The following is a 15,016-nucleotide window of genomic DNA, read 5'->3' on the forward strand; positions in this document are numbered from 1 at the left end:
GTAGCTGTGCGTTTAAAAATGCTCCACACACTTTTATTGGCACGCTGCTATCAGCACCAGCAGTCATTAGCGTGGCGCTAAGGTTATAAAGTGAGGACTATGGTAACGCGCTGTAACCACAATCACACCCACACCGCGGGTGGTTGGCGATGAATTGGAAAAAACTTTCCTGATTTTGAGCCAATTGGCCTATAAAAAGCGCTTTTTTGACCCGTTTAAATCGTGGCATCAACATAAAGTACAACAGCCGTCGCTGCTTGCCAGCTTAACATTGTCGACAGTTTGGCGTAGAATCTCAGCCATCCAACCACACGCTGTTTGTCAAGCGTATGTCGTATGTGGTCGGCCCATTGCCCAACGCGGTATGACCCACAGCGTGCAACGAGGCCGTCACCATAAGCTTAATGAGAACGTCAAATGAGAACGTCAATGAGAGGGCCCCAACGTGCTTGAAGCTTACCGCCAACATGTAGAGGAACGTGCCGCTGAGGGCGTCCCGCCCAAACCCCTAACCGCCGAACAAGTCGCCTCACTGGTTGAGCTACTGAAGACGCCACCGGCCGGTGAAGAAGAATTTATTCTCGACTTAATCACCAACCGCGTTCCGCCGGGTGTTGACGAAGCCGCTTATGTAAAAGCCGGTTTTCTCACTGCCATCGCCAAAGGTGAGGCAAGCTCTCCGCTGATCGACAAGATCCACGCCGTTAAGCTGTTGGGCACCATGCAGGGTGGCTACAACATCGTATCGATGGTGGAGCTACTCGATAATGATGAGCTGGCCCGCGAAGCAGGCGAACAGCTCAAGCACACACTGCTGATGTTCGACGCCTTCCACGATGTGGAAAGCCGTGCCAAAAATGGCAACAGTGTCGCGAAAGAGGTTATCCAGTCCTGGGCTGACGCCGAGTGGTTCCTTTCCAAACCGGCACTGGCGGAAAAAATCACCCTGAGCGTGTTTAAGGTTCCTGGCGAAACCAATACCGACGACCTCTCTCCTGCACCGGATGCCTGGTCACGCCCGGATATTCCGCTCCACGCCAATGCCATGCTCAAAAACGAGCGTGACGGCATTGAGCCAGTGGTTCCGGGTACCACTGGCCCGCTCAAGCAGATTGAAGACGTTAAAGCCAAAGGTTTCCCAGTCGTCTATGTAGGCGACGTTGTAGGCACCGGTTCATCGCGTAAGTCAGCCACCAACTCCGTACTGTGGTTTTTCGGCGACGATATCCCCTACGCTCCCAACAAGCGCGCTGGCGGTTTCTGCTTTGGCAGCAAAATTGCGCCTATCTTCTTTAACACCATGGAAGATTCGGGCGCCCTGCCGGTTGAGATGGACGTCACCCACCTCAACATGGGTGATGTCATCGATGTTTACCCCTACGCGGGTAAAGTGTGCAAGCACGATAGCGATGATGTTATCACCACCTTTGAGCTTAAAACGCAGCTGATTCTGGATGAAGTACGCGCTGGCGGCCGTATTCCCCTGATCATTGGTCGCGGGCTCACTGGCAAGGCGCGTGAGTCGCTGGGCCTACCCACTTCTGACGTTTTCCGCCTACCTGATCAGCCCAAAGATACTGGCAAAGGCTTTACCTTAGCGCAGAAAATGGTGGGTAAGGCGTGTGGTTTGGACGGCGTTCGCCCTGGCATGTACTGCGAACCCAAGATGACTACCGTTGGCTCGCAAGACACCACCGGACCGATGACCCGTGACGAGCTGAAAGACCTGGCCTGCCTGGGCTTTCAGGCTGACCTGGTCATGCAGTCGTTCTGTCATACCGCCGCTTATCCGAAGCCGGTGGATGTGGATACCCACCACACCCTGCCCGACTTCATCATGAACCGCGGCGGCGTTTCGCTGCGCCCTGGCGATGGTATTATTCACAGCTGGCTGAACCGTATGCTGCTGCCCGATACAGTGGGCACCGGCGGCGACTCGCACACCCGTTTCCCGCTCGGCATCTCGTTCCCAGCCGGTTCGGGCCTAGTCGCCTTTGCCGCTGCCACCGGCGTCATGCCGCTGGATATGCCGGAATCGGTACTGGTTCGCTTTAAAGGCAAGCGCCAGCCTGGCGTAACCCTGCGCGACCTTGTTCACGCTATTCCGCTCTACGCCATCAAGCAAGGCTTGCTGACCGTTGATAAATCCAACAAGAAAAACGCCTTCTCCGGGCGCGTGTTGGAAATTGAAGGTCTGGAAGATCTGACCGTAGAGCAAGCTTTTGAGCTTTCTGATGCGTCCGCCGAGCGCTCTGCCGCTGGCTGTACCATTACCCTGTCAGAAGAGAGCGTTACTGAGTACCTCAAGTCCAACATCACTCTGTTGAAGTGGATGATGGGCAACGGTTACGGCGACGAGCGCACCATCAGCCGTCGTATTGAAGGCATGGAAGCGTGGCTGGCCAACCCAAGCCTGATGCGCGCCGATCAAGACGCCGAGTACACCGAAGTTATCGAAATTGATCTGGCTGAAATTAAAGAGCCGGTTCTGTGTGCGCCGAATGACCCGGATGATGCGCGCCTGCTGTCTGAAGTCGCAGGCCAGAAAATCGACGAAGTCTTTATCGGCTCATGCATGACCAACATCGGCCACTTCCGGGCTGCCGGCAAACTGCTTGAAAAGCAGCCTGCCGGCAGTTTAAAAACCCGCCTGTGGCTGGCACCACCGACGAAAATGGATCAGCATCAGCTGACCGAAGAGGGCTACTACGGCATTTACGGCCGTGCCGGTGCCCGCATGGAAATGCCGGGTTGTTCACTGTGTATGGGTAACCAGGCCCGCGTTGCTGCTAAGAGCACCGTGGTGTCTACGTCTACACGTAACTTCCCGAATCGCTTGGGCGACGGTGCCAATGTGTACCTAGCCTCAGCGGAACTGGCGGCCGTTGCCGCAGTAGAAGGACGCCTACCCAGCGTTGAAGAGTATCAACGCTATATGGGTGAGTTTGACGCTATGGCGGGCGAGATTTATCGTTACATGAACTTTCACGAGATTGAGGAGTATCAAAAGATCGCCTCAAACGTGATACCGGTCGCTCAAGAAGCCTAACGTTCGTTAAGCACTTGAGATAGACCGCCCCATCGCCGATGCTCGCAACATCGCAGAAGATGTGACAGGTTGCATTTTCTGAGTCGATGACCGAACGCCCCGCCACTGTTTTACAGGGCGGGGCGTTTTTTTGCACGGCCCGATTAGCTGTCTATGCTGATACTAGCCTTTCATAACAGGAGCCTATGATGACGAACTCGATTGATATCGTGACGCCCGATCTCTGCGATGCACACCCGGAGGTCGCAGTGCTGGAACCGCTGTTTGCCAATTTTGGTGGGCTTGACGCCTTCTACGGCCCTATTCGTACGATAAAGTGCTTTGAAGATAACTCCATGGTCAAGCAGGCCGTCGCCGAGCCGGGTAACGGCGCGGTGCTGGTCGTTGATGCGGGTGGCTCCCACCGCTGCGCCATGCTGGGGGATATGCTCGCTGAACAGGCGGTCGCCAATGGCTGGGCGGGCGTCGTCATGTACGGCTGCGTGCGCGATGTGGATATACTCGCCGCCCTGCCGATTGGCGTTCAGGCGTTGGGCAGCCACCCGCGCAAAAGTGAAAAGCGCGGTGACGGGCAGCGTGATATCAATGTCACTTTTGCCGGTGCCACCCTGCAGCCCGGCCAGTGGCTGTATGCCGATAACAACGGCATTATTGTTGCTGACCATGAGCTGCCGCTTGCTTGAGAACAACGCAGTATTAACGAAGATTGTTTTAAATAGAGCCCCTTGCCAGGTGTGGCGGTTACTGCCACCCTGGTGGCTCATTCTTACCGTTTCATGACGATGCAGCCTTTGACCTACCTTGGCTCTGCCTTACTGCGCACATTACGCGATCATCTTCGCCCACTGATCGCCTACCACCTGTTTTTTACCCTGCTCGCCTCAGCCTTGCTGCTGCCAGCGATCACCTGGGTGACGCGTGGGCTGCTAGCGCAGCTTAACCGTACCGTGGTCACCAACGACGAGTTGATTGGGCTACTCTTCAGCCCGCTGGGGCTGATCGGCATGCTGGTAGGGCTTGGCTTCACGTTTGTGATTATTTATTGGCAGCAGGCGGGCATGCTGCAGGTGGCCGTCAGACCCCGCGATAACCACTATCGGCTAGCTCTTGAAGCGCTCTGGCTGAGTACCCGACGGCTGCCCGCTTTGGCGGGTCTGGTGATACTCCAGGTAGGCACCCACTTATTATTGCTGGCACCCTTTATGGCCGGGTTAGCATGGCTTTACGATGTCTGGCTAGGCGGTATAGACCCCTACTACCTGCAGCGCGTGCGCCCCCCCGTACTGTGGTATTTCGTTGCCTGCGCACTGCCGCTGATAATCGCTTGGGCGTGGGCAGCGTCATGGCTCTACCTGCGCTGGCTGTTAGCACTGCCTCTAGTGGCCCTGGAACGCTGCAGCCCGTGGCAGGCACTTAAGCGTAGCGTCACCCTAACCCGTGGCTGGCGCCGCTCTATTGGCGCTGCGGTGCTGCTGCTCCTGGTGCTGATTATCAGCCTGCCCCTGCTGGTGACGCTGCTGTTTGACCGGTTATTTACGCCGCTACTGTGGTGGCTACCAGAGCATAATGCCGTGCTTATCCCGGCGATGCTCGCCTACTTACTCGGCTATGTCCTGGTCACCCTGGCCATTACCTTTATCGGTATTGCCGCCAATGCGCTGCTTTCCGCCTGTCTGTATATGCAGTTAGCCCACCGCGAACCCCGCCCAGCAGCCCCTGCTGAGGACATTAACGCAGGCAAACTGGCCTGGGCAGTTGAACTCAGCGTGCTGATTTTTGCCGGACTTCAAGCGTGGTGGATTCTGAATAGCTTTGAGATACGTGACAATGTCGCGGTCATTGCCCACCGTGGCAGCTCCATGGTCGCGCCTGAAAACACCCTTTCCGCGTTAGAACAGTCTCTGATCGATGGCGCTGACTATATCGAAATTGACGTGCGCTTGAGCAGTGACCAGCAGGTAATGCTCTACCACGACCGCAGCATGGCGAGGCTCACCGGCGATAACCGCGAGTTTGGCGAACTGACCAGAGAGCAGCTTAGTCAATTCGATGTGGGCAGTTGGTTTGGCGATGCTTTTCAAGGCGAGAATATTCCCGGCTTGGACGAAGCTCTCGAAAGAGTCCGTGGCAAAGCGGGATTAATGATTGATATCAAGCCGCTACCAGGTCAAGAACAGGCGTTAGCCGAGGCCGTTATTGACGCCTTAAATGCAGAGAGCGACGTGCGCTATCGCTGCTGGGCGACCCAACAAAGCGCTTTCGACGGCTATACGGCGTGCGGTTTCCCTAATGCGCTAATGGATATGCGCATGGCCACCATGTCACCAACACTGCTGGAATATCTGAATGAGCGTGCACCAGCGCTGCGCGTAACCTTACTGGCCCAGCTTATTCTTCCCGGCACACTGGATCGGCGCGACTTTGATGCACTGGGTCTACGACATAACCGTATTACGGAAGGGGAAATACGCTTAGCACGCCTATATGGGTACGAAATACACGCCTGGACCGTCAATGATCGAGCCCGAATGTCGACGCTGATTGATCTGGGTGTCGATGCGATCATCACCGACTACCCAGATCGCTTAACCGAACTAATTCATGACCGCCGCGAATTAAGCGACGGTGCATTGATGCTGGTCAAGCTGCGTAACTGGCTCCGCCAATAGGCATTCACTTAATCGCCCATGACCACGCCTTCGCGACGGGGGTCAGCGCCACCAAACAGGCTGCCATCTTCAAGGCGCATAATGGCTTGGAGCCCGCTGGTGAGTTCTCGCTCGCTGACCGTGTGGCCGCGCTCGCGCAGTGACTCGATGGTCGCCTCAGGAAAACGCCCCTCCTCCACATAGACATCCCCGCCGAGTGTTATAGCATGGGGAAGGTTGAGCGCTTCCTGCGCACTCAAGCCCCAGTCACGCATCGCCACTAACGTACGCGCAGTATAATGAATAATGGCAGCACCGCCCGGCGATCCAAGACTTGCCACTAATTCACCGCTGTCCTGATTGAATACCAGGGTCGGACTCATGCTGGAACGTGGACGTTTGCCGGGCTCAACTCGGTTTGCCACCGGTTCGCCATCAACCTCAGGCACAAATGAAAAGTCGGTGAGTTCGTTATTAAGCAGGAAACCACCGGTTAGTCCCGTGCCGCCATCGGACATAATCCGCGAGCCAAACGCCTGCTCGATGGTGGTGGTCATCGCAACCGCGTTGCCCTCCTCATCGACGATGCTGATGTGGCTGGTACCGTACTCGGGCTGTTCGGGCTGGCTAGCCCAGCTAACGCTTAGCTCGCCAGGATTACCGGGTTCCGCGCTATCGCCCATACTCATCTCTTCGATAAGCGCACTGCGCTGCTCAAGATAATCGGGCGCCAGCATCAGCGACCAGTCGCCACCCGGTGCCTCGACAAAGTCAGGGTCGGCGATGTAGCGACCACGATCGGCAAATGCTAAGCGCGACGCTTCTAAAAACTGGTGCAGCCACCCGCTGCTGGAAACACCATCATCTAGCGGGGCCTCAAGCAACGGCTGCTGATCAAGCATGCCCAAAATCTGCATCACGGTCAGATGACCCGACGAAGGCGGCGGGAAGCCGCACACTTCCCACTGCTGCCAAGGCGTACATAGCGGCTCGCGGTCAAGCGCCTCATAGCCACTCATGTCCTCCATCGACAAGCTGCCTGGGCGCTCAGGGTGGTTCTGAACGCGCTCAACGATGTCTTCGGCTACGACCCCTTCATGCAGGGCGGCGCTGCCTTCCTCAGCGATTTGGCGTAAAACCGCTGCCAAGGCAGGGTTTTTGAGCGTTTCACCGACGGCAATGGGCTCGCCTTCAGCATCGTAATAAAATTGGCTCGCCAGAGGGTCTTGACGCAGGAACTCATCGCTTTCAAGGCTGGTGTGCAGCCGGTTGCTAACGGCAAACCCCTCTTCCGCTAAGGTAATCGCCGGTTTAAACAGCTCCGCCCACGCCAGCTCACCATGCTCAGCGTGAGCCTTCTCAAGCATACGCAGCGTGCCCGGCACGCCTACTGATAGACCACTAACCACCGCGTCGTTAAACGCCATCGGCTCACCATCCTGTAAAAACAGCTCGCCATTAACGCCCTGGGGGGCCGTTTCACGCCCATCGTAGGCACGTACTTCGTCGCCGTCGTAGAGCATCAAAAAAGCGCCGCCGCCGATACCGCTGGATTGCGGCTCCACCAAATTCAGCACCATTTGCACCGCAATGGCCGCATCAATGGCGTTACCACCGGCTTTAAGGACTTGATAACCAGCATCGGTGGCTAGCGGATTGGCCGCGGCCACCGCAAATGACTCCGCCGCCCAGCCCGGCTTCTCTTCGTAACCAGACTCGCTTTCGGGTGAAATTGAAGGAGTCTCATAGCTAAACCCCCAGCTATATAATGGCGCCACCAGCAAAACAGGTAGCGCGAACTTAATTGACTTTGGGGACATCTCAGCGCTCTCCGCGACAAATTAAAAAACCACTCCAGAAGAGTAGCCTATAAAAACAACGACGCCCGGCACAATGGCCGGGCGTAAATTAGTCAAAATAAATATAACTATTCGATTTTTTGCCCTGCGAGCATAAACCAGGTTTCCAGTACCGCGTCGGGATTAAGTGATACAGAGTCAATACCCTGCTCCATCAACCATTTAGCCAGGTCAGGATGATCTGACGGCCCCTGCCCACAGATACCCACATACTTGCCTTTCGCCTTGCACGCCTGAATTGCCATTGCGAGCAGCTTTTTAACCGCCCCATTACGCTCGTCAAACAGATGCGCCACGATACCCGAGTCACGATCCAAGCCTAACGTTAGCTGAGTCAGATCGTTTGAGCCGATGGAGAAACCGTCAAAATACTCCAAAAACTCGTCGGCCAGCAAAGCGTTAGCCGGCAGCTCGCACATCATAATCACTTTTAAGCCTGTGGGGCCGCCACGTTCAAGGCCATTGGCTGCCAGCAGCTCTACCACCTCACGCGCTTCGTCGGTGGTACGCACAAAAGGCACCATGATTTCGATATTCTCGAAGCCCATCTCTTCGCGCACCCGCTTCAGCGCCCGGCACTCAAGCTCAAAGCAGGGCCGGAATGCCTCTGAAATGTAGCGCGATGCGCCCCGGAAACCGAGCATGGGGTTCTCTTCACCCGGCTCATAGAGCTTGCCGCCAATCAGGTTTTCATATTCGTTTGATTTGAAATCTGACAGCCGCACGATGACACGCTGGGGATGGAAAGCCGCCGCCAGCGTAGAGATGCCTTCAACCAGTTTATCGACATAGAAACTCACCGGGTCGCTATAGCCCGCGGTACGTAAATCGATCACCTGCTGCAAGTCCACCGGCAGCGTGTCGTACTCCAATAACGCCTTGGGATGGACGCCGATCATGCGGTTAATGATAAATTCGAGACGCGCTAAGCCAACACCTGCGTGAGGCAGACTGGCAAAGCCAAAGGCGCGGTCGGGGTTGCCCACATTCATCATGATTTTGAAGGGGATCTCCGGCATGGCATCGACACTGGAGACTTTGCAATCAAATTCCAGCAGCCCCTCATACACATTGCCGGTATCGCCTTCCGCACAAGAGACCGTGACGTCGATACCCTCTTTTAACTGAGTCGTCGCATCACCACAGCCTACCACCGCGGGGATGCCCAGCTCGCGGGCGATGATCGCCGCGTGGCAGGTGCGCCCGCCGCGGTTGGTGACGATCGCGGAAGCCCGCTTCATGATCGGCTCCCAATCCGGGTCAGTCATATCGGTGACCAGGATATCGCCATCATGGATTTTATCCATATCGTCAGGGCTGAGTACGACTTTGACAGTCCCCCGCCCGATGCGCTGACCAATCGCCCGACCGGTGATTAATGTGCGACCCTTTTCACGCAGTTGGAAGCGCTCAAGCTTGCCGCCTTCCTGCTGGGAGACCACCGTTTCAGGACGGGCTTGAACGATGTAGAGCTCACCGTCATCGCCATCCAACGCCCACTCAATATCCATGGGGCGCTGGTAGTGCTGCTCAATGGTCATCGCCTGACGGGCCAGATCCATGACTTGCTGATCATTAAGGCAGAAACGGCCGCGATCCGAGTGCGGCACATCGACGGTTTCCACCGATTTACCGGCGCTGGCGTCCTGGCCGTAAACCATCTTGATCAGCTTGGAGCCTAAGTTACGCCGCAGCACCGCCGGGCGGCCCGCCGCCAGGGTCGGTTTATGCACGTAGAACTCATCAGGGTTGACGGCGCCCTGTACCACCGTTTCGCCCAGGCCCCACGAGGCGGTGACGAAAACGGCCTCTTTAAAGCCGGATTCGGTGTCTAGGGTAAACATAACACCTGCCGCGCCGGTCTCTGAACGCACCATTTTCTGCACGCCTGCCGACAAGGCGACATTTTCGTGGGCGTAGCCGCGGTGGACACGGTAAGAGATTGCGCGATCATTAAATAGCGAGGCGAAAACTTCGTGCACCGCACGCTTGATATTGTCGAAGCCCTCAATATTAAGGAAGGTTTCCTGTTGACCAGCGAAGGAGGCATCGGGCAGGTCTTCAGCGGTCGCTGAGCTGCGCACAGCCACTTTCAACTGCGGGTGTTGTTGCTGCAACTGGCCGTAAGCATCGCGCAGGGCCGCTTCAAAGCTAGGGGGTAGCGGTGTATCGATGATCCATTGGCGAATATTACGACCCGCCTCGGCCAGCGCCTTAACATCGTCGACATCCAGGCGAGCCAGGGTGGCATTAATACGCTCGTTTAACCCTTCGTGGGAGAGAAATTCACGGTAAGCGTGGGCGGTAGTGGCAAAGCCACCGGGCACCGTTACGCCAGCACCGGAGAGGTTGGAAATCATTTCACCCAGCGAGGCGTTTTTACCACCTACGCGTTCGACGTCGGCCATGCCCAGCTGATCGAACCACAGAATGTACTCTTCCACGTAACCCCCTCGCTCATAGATATCGGCATGGCCACTGATATGGGCATTAATGCCGTGGGCCATGGATAATTCAATGGCTACCCTAGCACCGCGCCAATACATTCGCCATTGGTCTAATAGCGAAGAGAGTGGAGGATTTTTACAACAGCGGCGCTTTTTTGGCTATTTATGTAGTCAGGCCCATCCGACGCAGCCATAGCGGCCGATGACACGTTGTGCTGGCAAACGCCTCGGCACACAATAGGCGGATCACTCATCAGTGGATTTCGTTATGAGACGTACGGCTTTTTTTATTTCAGATGGTACCGGGATCACGGCGGAAAGTTTAGGCCGTAGCTTGCTGGCTCAGTTCAGCGATGTTGAGATCGATATGCTGACCAAGCCCTATATCGATACGTTGGAAAAAGCTCAGGCGTTAGCCGCAATTATTGAGTCAACGGCCAACCGCGACGGCCATCGCCCGATCATCATTGATACCATTGTGGATCAACAGATTCGCGATGTTATCCGTCAGGCATCCGGGTTTAAAGTCGATATTTTTTCCACTTTCCTTGAGCCCTTGGAGCAGGAGCTAGAGACTCACTCTTCCTACAGCGTTGGCCGCACCCATTCGATTGGCAGCGATGACGTTTACATGGACCGCATACACTCCGTGCACTTTGCGCTGGATAACGACGACGGTGCCCGGACGCATCAATACGATAAGGCAGATATCATTCTGGTCGGCGTTTCGCGCTGCGGCAAAACCCCTACTTCGCTCTACCTGGCTTTACAGTTCGGCATTCGAGCGGCTAACTATCCGCTGACAGAAGATGATTTAGACGAAGACGGCATGCTCAAGCTACCCAAGGCGCTCGTGCCCCATCGGCAAAAGCTGTTTGGCTTAACCATTGATGCGCGGCGCCTATCGGCGATTCGCAACGAGCGACGTCCCAATAGCCGCTATAGCTCGATGGATCAGTGCCTGCAAGAAGTGGAACAGGCAGAGTCGCTCTACCGCACCATGCACATTCCCTATATTGATGCGACACGTTTCTCGGTCGAGGAGATTTCCACACGAATGATTGCCGAAACCGGCTTAGCGAGGCGCTTCTCGCCCCGCTAAGCCTAAAACATCACCACAAGCCCTCAGCGGATCACATGCCCTTGGGGGCAAAAATTCCCGGTGCGTTGCGCCAGTAGCCTTTGTAATCCATGCCAAAGCCAAACACATAGCGGTCGGCCACTTCCAGGCTGCAGTAGTCAGCTTTTAAACCGGGCACTGCTTTGCGGTTGTGCTGTTTATCCACCAGCACCGCCGTGGTAACACTGGCGGCCTGGGCTTCTTCGCAGTAGGCCAAAATCGCCGCCAGGGTCGCGCCTTCATCCAAAATATCGTCAACGATAACAACATGACGACCGGCCATCGGCACTTCCGGAGAAACCCGCCAAAATAGCTCGCCGCCACGTAGCTCGTTGCGGTAGCGAGTGGCATGCAGATAATCCACTTCCAGCGGGAAGCCCAAGCGGGTCAGCAGGTGTCCCGTGGTAATTAAGCCGCCATTCATCACGCAGTAAAACACAGGCAGTTTATCGCCTAAATCTCGGGTGATAGCTTCTGCCATGCGGTCAAGTGCCCGCTCTACTTCTTGCTGCGAAATTAAGCAGTCGGCGTTATCCATTAGTTCGCGCATCGAGTCCAGCGACTCTAAGGCTTCTTTATCCAGCTTTGACATCTACCAACTCCACGCGGGTTAAAAGCTTCATTTATTTGAGCAAGCGATTTATTCAGCGCTGGGCTTGGGCTTATCCGCCAACGCTTCCAATTTAGCGTGGGCACGCCGCCAACGGCCCAGCGCACTCAGTGCATCCAGGTCTGGCCGCGCGCGACTATAGCGCAGCTTGGCGGGGCGCTTGTTATTGATCCCTTGGCACGCCTCCATGACCTCAAGCGCGGCGGCTCGGTCATTACACACCAGCAGCATATCGCAGCCTGCTGCGAGCGCGGCTTGGGCACGCGCCTTGGGTTCGCCCGCTTCGTGGGCGCCCGCCATACTCAGATCATCAGAAAAAATGCAGCCTTTGAAGCCTAGCGACTCCCGTAACATACCCAACCAATTGGGTGAAAATCCTGCGGGGCGTGTATCGAAAGCGGAGTAAATAACATGCGCAGGCATGACCCCATCTAACTGCGAGGCTAACTGGGTAAAGGGCACAAGATCGTGCTGTTTAATCACGTCTAGCGGGCGATCGTCTATCGGTAGGGCAACATGGGAGTCCGCCGCCACCCCACCATGGCCGGGGAAGTGCTTGCCCACTGCGGCCATACCGGCATCGTGAAGCCCTTGAATAAAGGCGCTGCCCAGCTGGGCCACGTGCTGGGGATCACTGCTAAAACTGCGGTCACCAATAACGCTGGAGAGGCCGCTCTCAACATCCAATACCGGAGCGAAACTAAGATCCAGCCCGCAGGCGGCCATCTCCATCCCCAACAGCCAACCAGCGTCCTTGGCTAACGCCAGACCGTCTTCCGGGGAAGCGCGATAGCACTCGCCGATACGCGCCATGGCAGGCAGGCGTGTTAAGCCCTCTTTAATACGCTGAACGCGACCGCCCTCCTGATCCACTGCGAGCAGTAAATCAGCCCGCACGCGGCGAATATCGCTGCACAGCTGGCGCACCTGGTAGCCATTTTCGACATTGCGGGCAAATAGAATAACGCCCCCTACCGTCGGTTCCAGCAACAGGCGTTTTTCTGCCGCCGTCAATTTTGGGCCTTCAAGGTCAAGCATGACCGGGCCTAACGGTTGAGTCATCGTGATAGGTCCATGAAAAGGGGCGATGATTCTAGACGATCGTCTAGCGGTGTCAAAAACTTATCAATCAAAGGATTGCCGTCCGCCGTGCAACCAAACCGGGGTGCCCGGTAACGCGAGCGCAAAGAGGGTTAGCAAATCACTATTACGTAAACGAATGCAGCCGTGGGAGGCCGCAACGCCCATGGGTTCGTCAGGCGGTGTGCCGTGCAGGTATATATAGCGCCGTTGCGAGTCCACCTGACCGCCGCGGTTCACGCCCTTTTCTAATCCGCAAAGCCACAGAATGCGGGTCAAAATCCAGTCACGCTCTGGATGCGCTTCGGCTAGCGCGGATGAAAACGTCTCGCCTGTCCAGCGGCGGCCTCGAAACACTGCGTTGTCGGGCATATCACCGCCAATGGCGGCGCGCACATAGTGCCAGCCGTGGGGGGTTTTACCACTACCATTACGCTCCCCGACACCGGCGGCAGCGGATGAGATCGCACACTCATGGAGCACTTTCGGCCCTCGCCAGCAGCGCAGCAGCTGCTGGGTAGTATCAATCTCCAGCCAGATATTCTCAGCCGGGGGTAGCTCAGCTAGCGTAGGCGTTCGCATGTTTTCCTTCTTCTGGCTTGGCTTCTTCAAGGGCGAGCGGTAACGGTGCATTCATGGCCGCCACAACGACCGGCAGCAATCGCTTGACTAAATCACGTACTGAAACCTGTTCGTGATAATCTTTTTCAGCGATATCACGCAGTGCATCAAGGCCGGACAGGGTAAATATTACCGTGCCAAGCATAAAGTGTAGCCGCCAAAAGCGCTCCGCGTCAGGTAGGTCCGGCGTGGCTTGTCGCACCAGCTCGGTGAAGCGGGTAAACACATCGCCATACTCTTGCTGGATATAGCGCCTAAGATGCCCCTGTGCCTGGCTGTAGGCAAGGCCGAGCAAGCGCATAAACACTTTTAAACTATTGCGTTCAGCGGGCACTGCAAGAACGGTGGTTGCCATGGTTTCGAGCAGGGTTTCAAGCTCAATAACCCGCCCAGCATGCTGTCCTTCCAGCTCATCAAGGGCGGTGTGAAAACGCTGGGAGAAGGGATCCAAATAGCGGGCAAAGACGGCCTGAATCAAAGCTTTTTTGGAGCCAAAATGGTAATTCACAGCGGCTAAATTGACGCGCGCTTTGCTAGTGATGTTGCGCAGCGAAGTTTCGGCAAAACCCCGCTCTGCAAACAGCACCTCGGCAGTATCGAGTATACGGGTCACCGTATCAGATTGAGCCATGTCGCTCTCCAGGGAAACAGGTGTTTAAAACATAGCAAAATACTATGCCATAACCATGGCGGTCTCAACGCTTGATTTATTAACAAAATACAGCCCGTTAAATAAGCAGAAGCTTAGTTTCAAACGATTAGAAAAATTGCATAGACATCGAAGATAGCCACTGACAAGGCATATACTGGACAGAGGAACATACTGTATACTTAACCACTGATTGATTAAGTTGCCATTTAATTTGTTACTGTCTATTCACTATTTATGGAGTCTGGTATGTCGCGTCCGCTAACCGCTCGCCAACAGCACGTGTTCGATTTTATCGTTAAAACGATGGGCGAATTTGGCTACCCTCCTACCCGCGCCGAAATTGCCAAGGCGCTTGGCTTCCGCTCCCCCAACGCGGCCGAAGAGCACCTGCGCGCGCTGGAACGCAAAGGCGTTATTCGCATTATTCGCAACACTTCTCGCGGTATCCGCCTGCCCAACCAGGAACCGCAAGAAGTCATGGAGAGTGCTGCCACCGCCTTACCCGCAGCCAACGTTGAAACGCTGCCAACGGGCCTACCCGTGATCGGTGAAGTGGCCGCAGGCAGCCCCATTTTGGCCGCTGAACATATTGACCGTTACTGCCCGCTACCCGCCGAGTACTTTACCCCCAAAGCCGATTACTTGCTGCGCGTGCGCGGCCTTTCCATGAAGGACATTGGCATTTTGGAAGGCGATTTACTGGCAGTTCATCGCACCGATCGGGTTCGCGATGGCCAGATTGTGGTTGCCCGACTGGAGGATGAAGTAACGGTTAAACGCTTTAAACGCCAGGGCCACCAGGTAACGCTGTTTGCAGAGAACCCTGATTTTGCGCCCATTGAAATCGACCTGCGCTCCCAGTCGCTCGATATCGAAGGCGTCGGCGTTGGTGTGATTCGTGGCGGCAACGGCCAGGCACTCGGTTAGCCG

Annotated in this window: 11 protein-coding genes; 5 read left to right on the forward strand and 6 right to left on the reverse strand. The window is 55.8% G+C overall.

Going from position 1 to position 15,016, the window contains the following annotated elements; genetic code table 11:
• Nucleotides 1-445 precede the first annotated feature (445 nt).
• The 3 genes from acnB to ACT3UM_RS13340 all read left to right on the forward strand — a co-directional run bounded on the left by acnB (nucleotide 446) and on the right by ACT3UM_RS13340 (nucleotide 5,718).
• Complete coding sequence (acnB, locus tag ACT3UM_RS13330) at nucleotides 446-3,049, forward strand: bifunctional aconitate hydratase 2/2-methylisocitrate dehydratase (protein WP_498899510.1); 2,604 nt, start codon at nucleotides 446-448, stop codon at nucleotides 3,047-3,049.
• Between the two features lie 185 nt (nucleotides 3,050-3,234).
• Complete coding sequence (gene rraA, locus ACT3UM_RS13335; RefSeq protein WP_035579613.1) at nucleotides 3,235-3,732, forward strand: ribonuclease E activity regulator RraA; 498 nt, start codon at nucleotides 3,235-3,237, stop codon at nucleotides 3,730-3,732.
• 42 nt (nucleotides 3,733-3,774) lie between these two features.
• Entirely contained in the window at nucleotides 3,775-5,718 is a 1,944-nt protein-coding gene (locus tag ACT3UM_RS13340; protein WP_035579615.1) for a glycerophosphodiester phosphodiesterase family protein, read from the forward strand.
• Between the two features lie 8 nt (nucleotides 5,719-5,726).
• Here the strand turns inward: ACT3UM_RS13340 and ggt are convergent, their stop codons facing one another.
• A complete protein-coding gene (gene ggt / locus ACT3UM_RS13345; protein WP_498899513.1) occupies nucleotides 5,727-7,517 on the reverse strand; it encodes a gamma-glutamyltransferase in 1,791 nt (596 codons plus the stop codon).
• 107 nt (nucleotides 7,518-7,624) lie between these two features.
• Nucleotides 7,625-10,000, reverse strand: coding sequence for a phosphoenolpyruvate synthase (ppsA, locus tag ACT3UM_RS13350; protein WP_498899802.1), 2,376 nt, complete (start codon nucleotides 9,998-10,000; stop codon nucleotides 7,625-7,627).
• Between the two features lie 271 nt (nucleotides 10,001-10,271).
• Here ppsA and ppsR point away from each other — a divergent pair, with 271 nt between their 5' ends.
• Entirely contained in the window at nucleotides 10,272-11,105 is an 834-nt protein-coding gene (ppsR, locus tag ACT3UM_RS13355) for a posphoenolpyruvate synthetase regulatory kinase/phosphorylase PpsR (protein ID WP_035579619.1), read from the forward strand.
• Between the two features lie 31 nt (nucleotides 11,106-11,136).
• On the opposite strand, the gene ACT3UM_RS13360 is transcribed toward ppsR, so the two are convergent.
• The 4 genes from ACT3UM_RS13360 to ACT3UM_RS13375 form a co-directional block, all read right to left on the reverse strand.
• Nucleotides 11,137-11,715, reverse strand: a complete 579-nt coding sequence (locus ACT3UM_RS13360) for a hypoxanthine-guanine phosphoribosyltransferase (RefSeq protein WP_007114399.1) — start codon at nucleotides 11,713-11,715, stop codon at nucleotides 11,137-11,139.
• A 48-nt stretch (nucleotides 11,716-11,763) separates the two neighbouring features.
• Nucleotides 11,764-12,795, reverse strand: coding sequence for a beta-N-acetylhexosaminidase (gene nagZ, locus ACT3UM_RS13365; protein ID WP_144813636.1), 1,032 nt, complete (start codon nucleotides 12,793-12,795; stop codon nucleotides 11,764-11,766).
• 63 nt (nucleotides 12,796-12,858) lie between these two features.
• Nucleotides 12,859-13,395 carry a L,D-transpeptidase family protein gene (locus tag ACT3UM_RS13370; RefSeq protein WP_498899516.1) on the reverse strand — a complete coding sequence of 179 codons (537 nt, stop codon included), beginning with the start codon at nucleotides 13,393-13,395 and terminating at the stop codon, nucleotides 12,859-12,861.
• Nucleotides 13,373-14,065: a TetR/AcrR family transcriptional regulator gene (locus tag ACT3UM_RS13375; RefSeq protein WP_498899518.1), complete on the reverse strand. Its 693-nt coding sequence runs from the start codon at nucleotides 14,063-14,065 to the stop codon at nucleotides 13,373-13,375. Before ACT3UM_RS13375 ends, ACT3UM_RS13370 begins: the two co-directional genes overlap by 23 nt.
• 267 nt (nucleotides 14,066-14,332) lie before the next feature.
• On the opposite strand from ACT3UM_RS13375, the gene lexA reads away from it, so the two are divergent.
• Entirely contained in the window at nucleotides 14,333-15,013 is a 681-nt protein-coding gene (gene lexA, locus ACT3UM_RS13380) for a transcriptional repressor LexA (RefSeq protein ID WP_035579627.1), read from the forward strand.
• The last annotated feature ends 3 nt before the right edge of the window (nucleotides 15,014-15,016 follow it).

Source organism: Halomonas sp. AOP13-D3-9, from assembly GCF_052379125.1.
Classification (GTDB): Bacteria; Pseudomonadota; Gammaproteobacteria; order Pseudomonadales; family Halomonadaceae; genus Vreelandella.

Bases quoted from the DNA above. Each gene is read 5' to 3' on its own strand.
- rraA (WP_035579613.1), top strand. From the start codon at position 3,235: ATGATGACGAACTCGATTGATATCGTGACGCCCGATCTCTGCGATGCA.
- ggt (WP_498899513.1), bottom strand. From the start codon at position 7,517: ATGTCCCCAAAGTCAATTAAGTTCGCGCTACCTGTTTTGCTGGTGGCG.
- ppsR (WP_035579619.1), top strand. From the start codon at position 10,272: ATGAGACGTACGGCTTTTTTTATTTCAGATGGTACCGGGATCACGGCG.
- ACT3UM_RS13360 (WP_007114399.1), bottom strand. From the start codon at position 11,715: ATGTCAAAGCTGGATAAAGAAGCCTTAGAGTCGCTGGACTCGATGCGC.
- nagZ (WP_144813636.1), bottom strand. From the start codon at position 12,795: ATGACTCAACCGTTAGGCCCGGTCATGCTTGACCTTGAAGGCCCAAAA.
- ACT3UM_RS13370 (WP_498899516.1), bottom strand. From the start codon at position 13,395: ATGCGAACGCCTACGCTAGCTGAGCTACCCCCGGCTGAGAATATCTGG.
- ACT3UM_RS13375 (WP_498899518.1), bottom strand. From the start codon at position 14,065: ATGGCTCAATCTGATACGGTGACCCGTATACTCGATACTGCCGAGGTG.
- lexA (WP_035579627.1), top strand. From the start codon at position 14,333: ATGTCGCGTCCGCTAACCGCTCGCCAACAGCACGTGTTCGATTTTATC.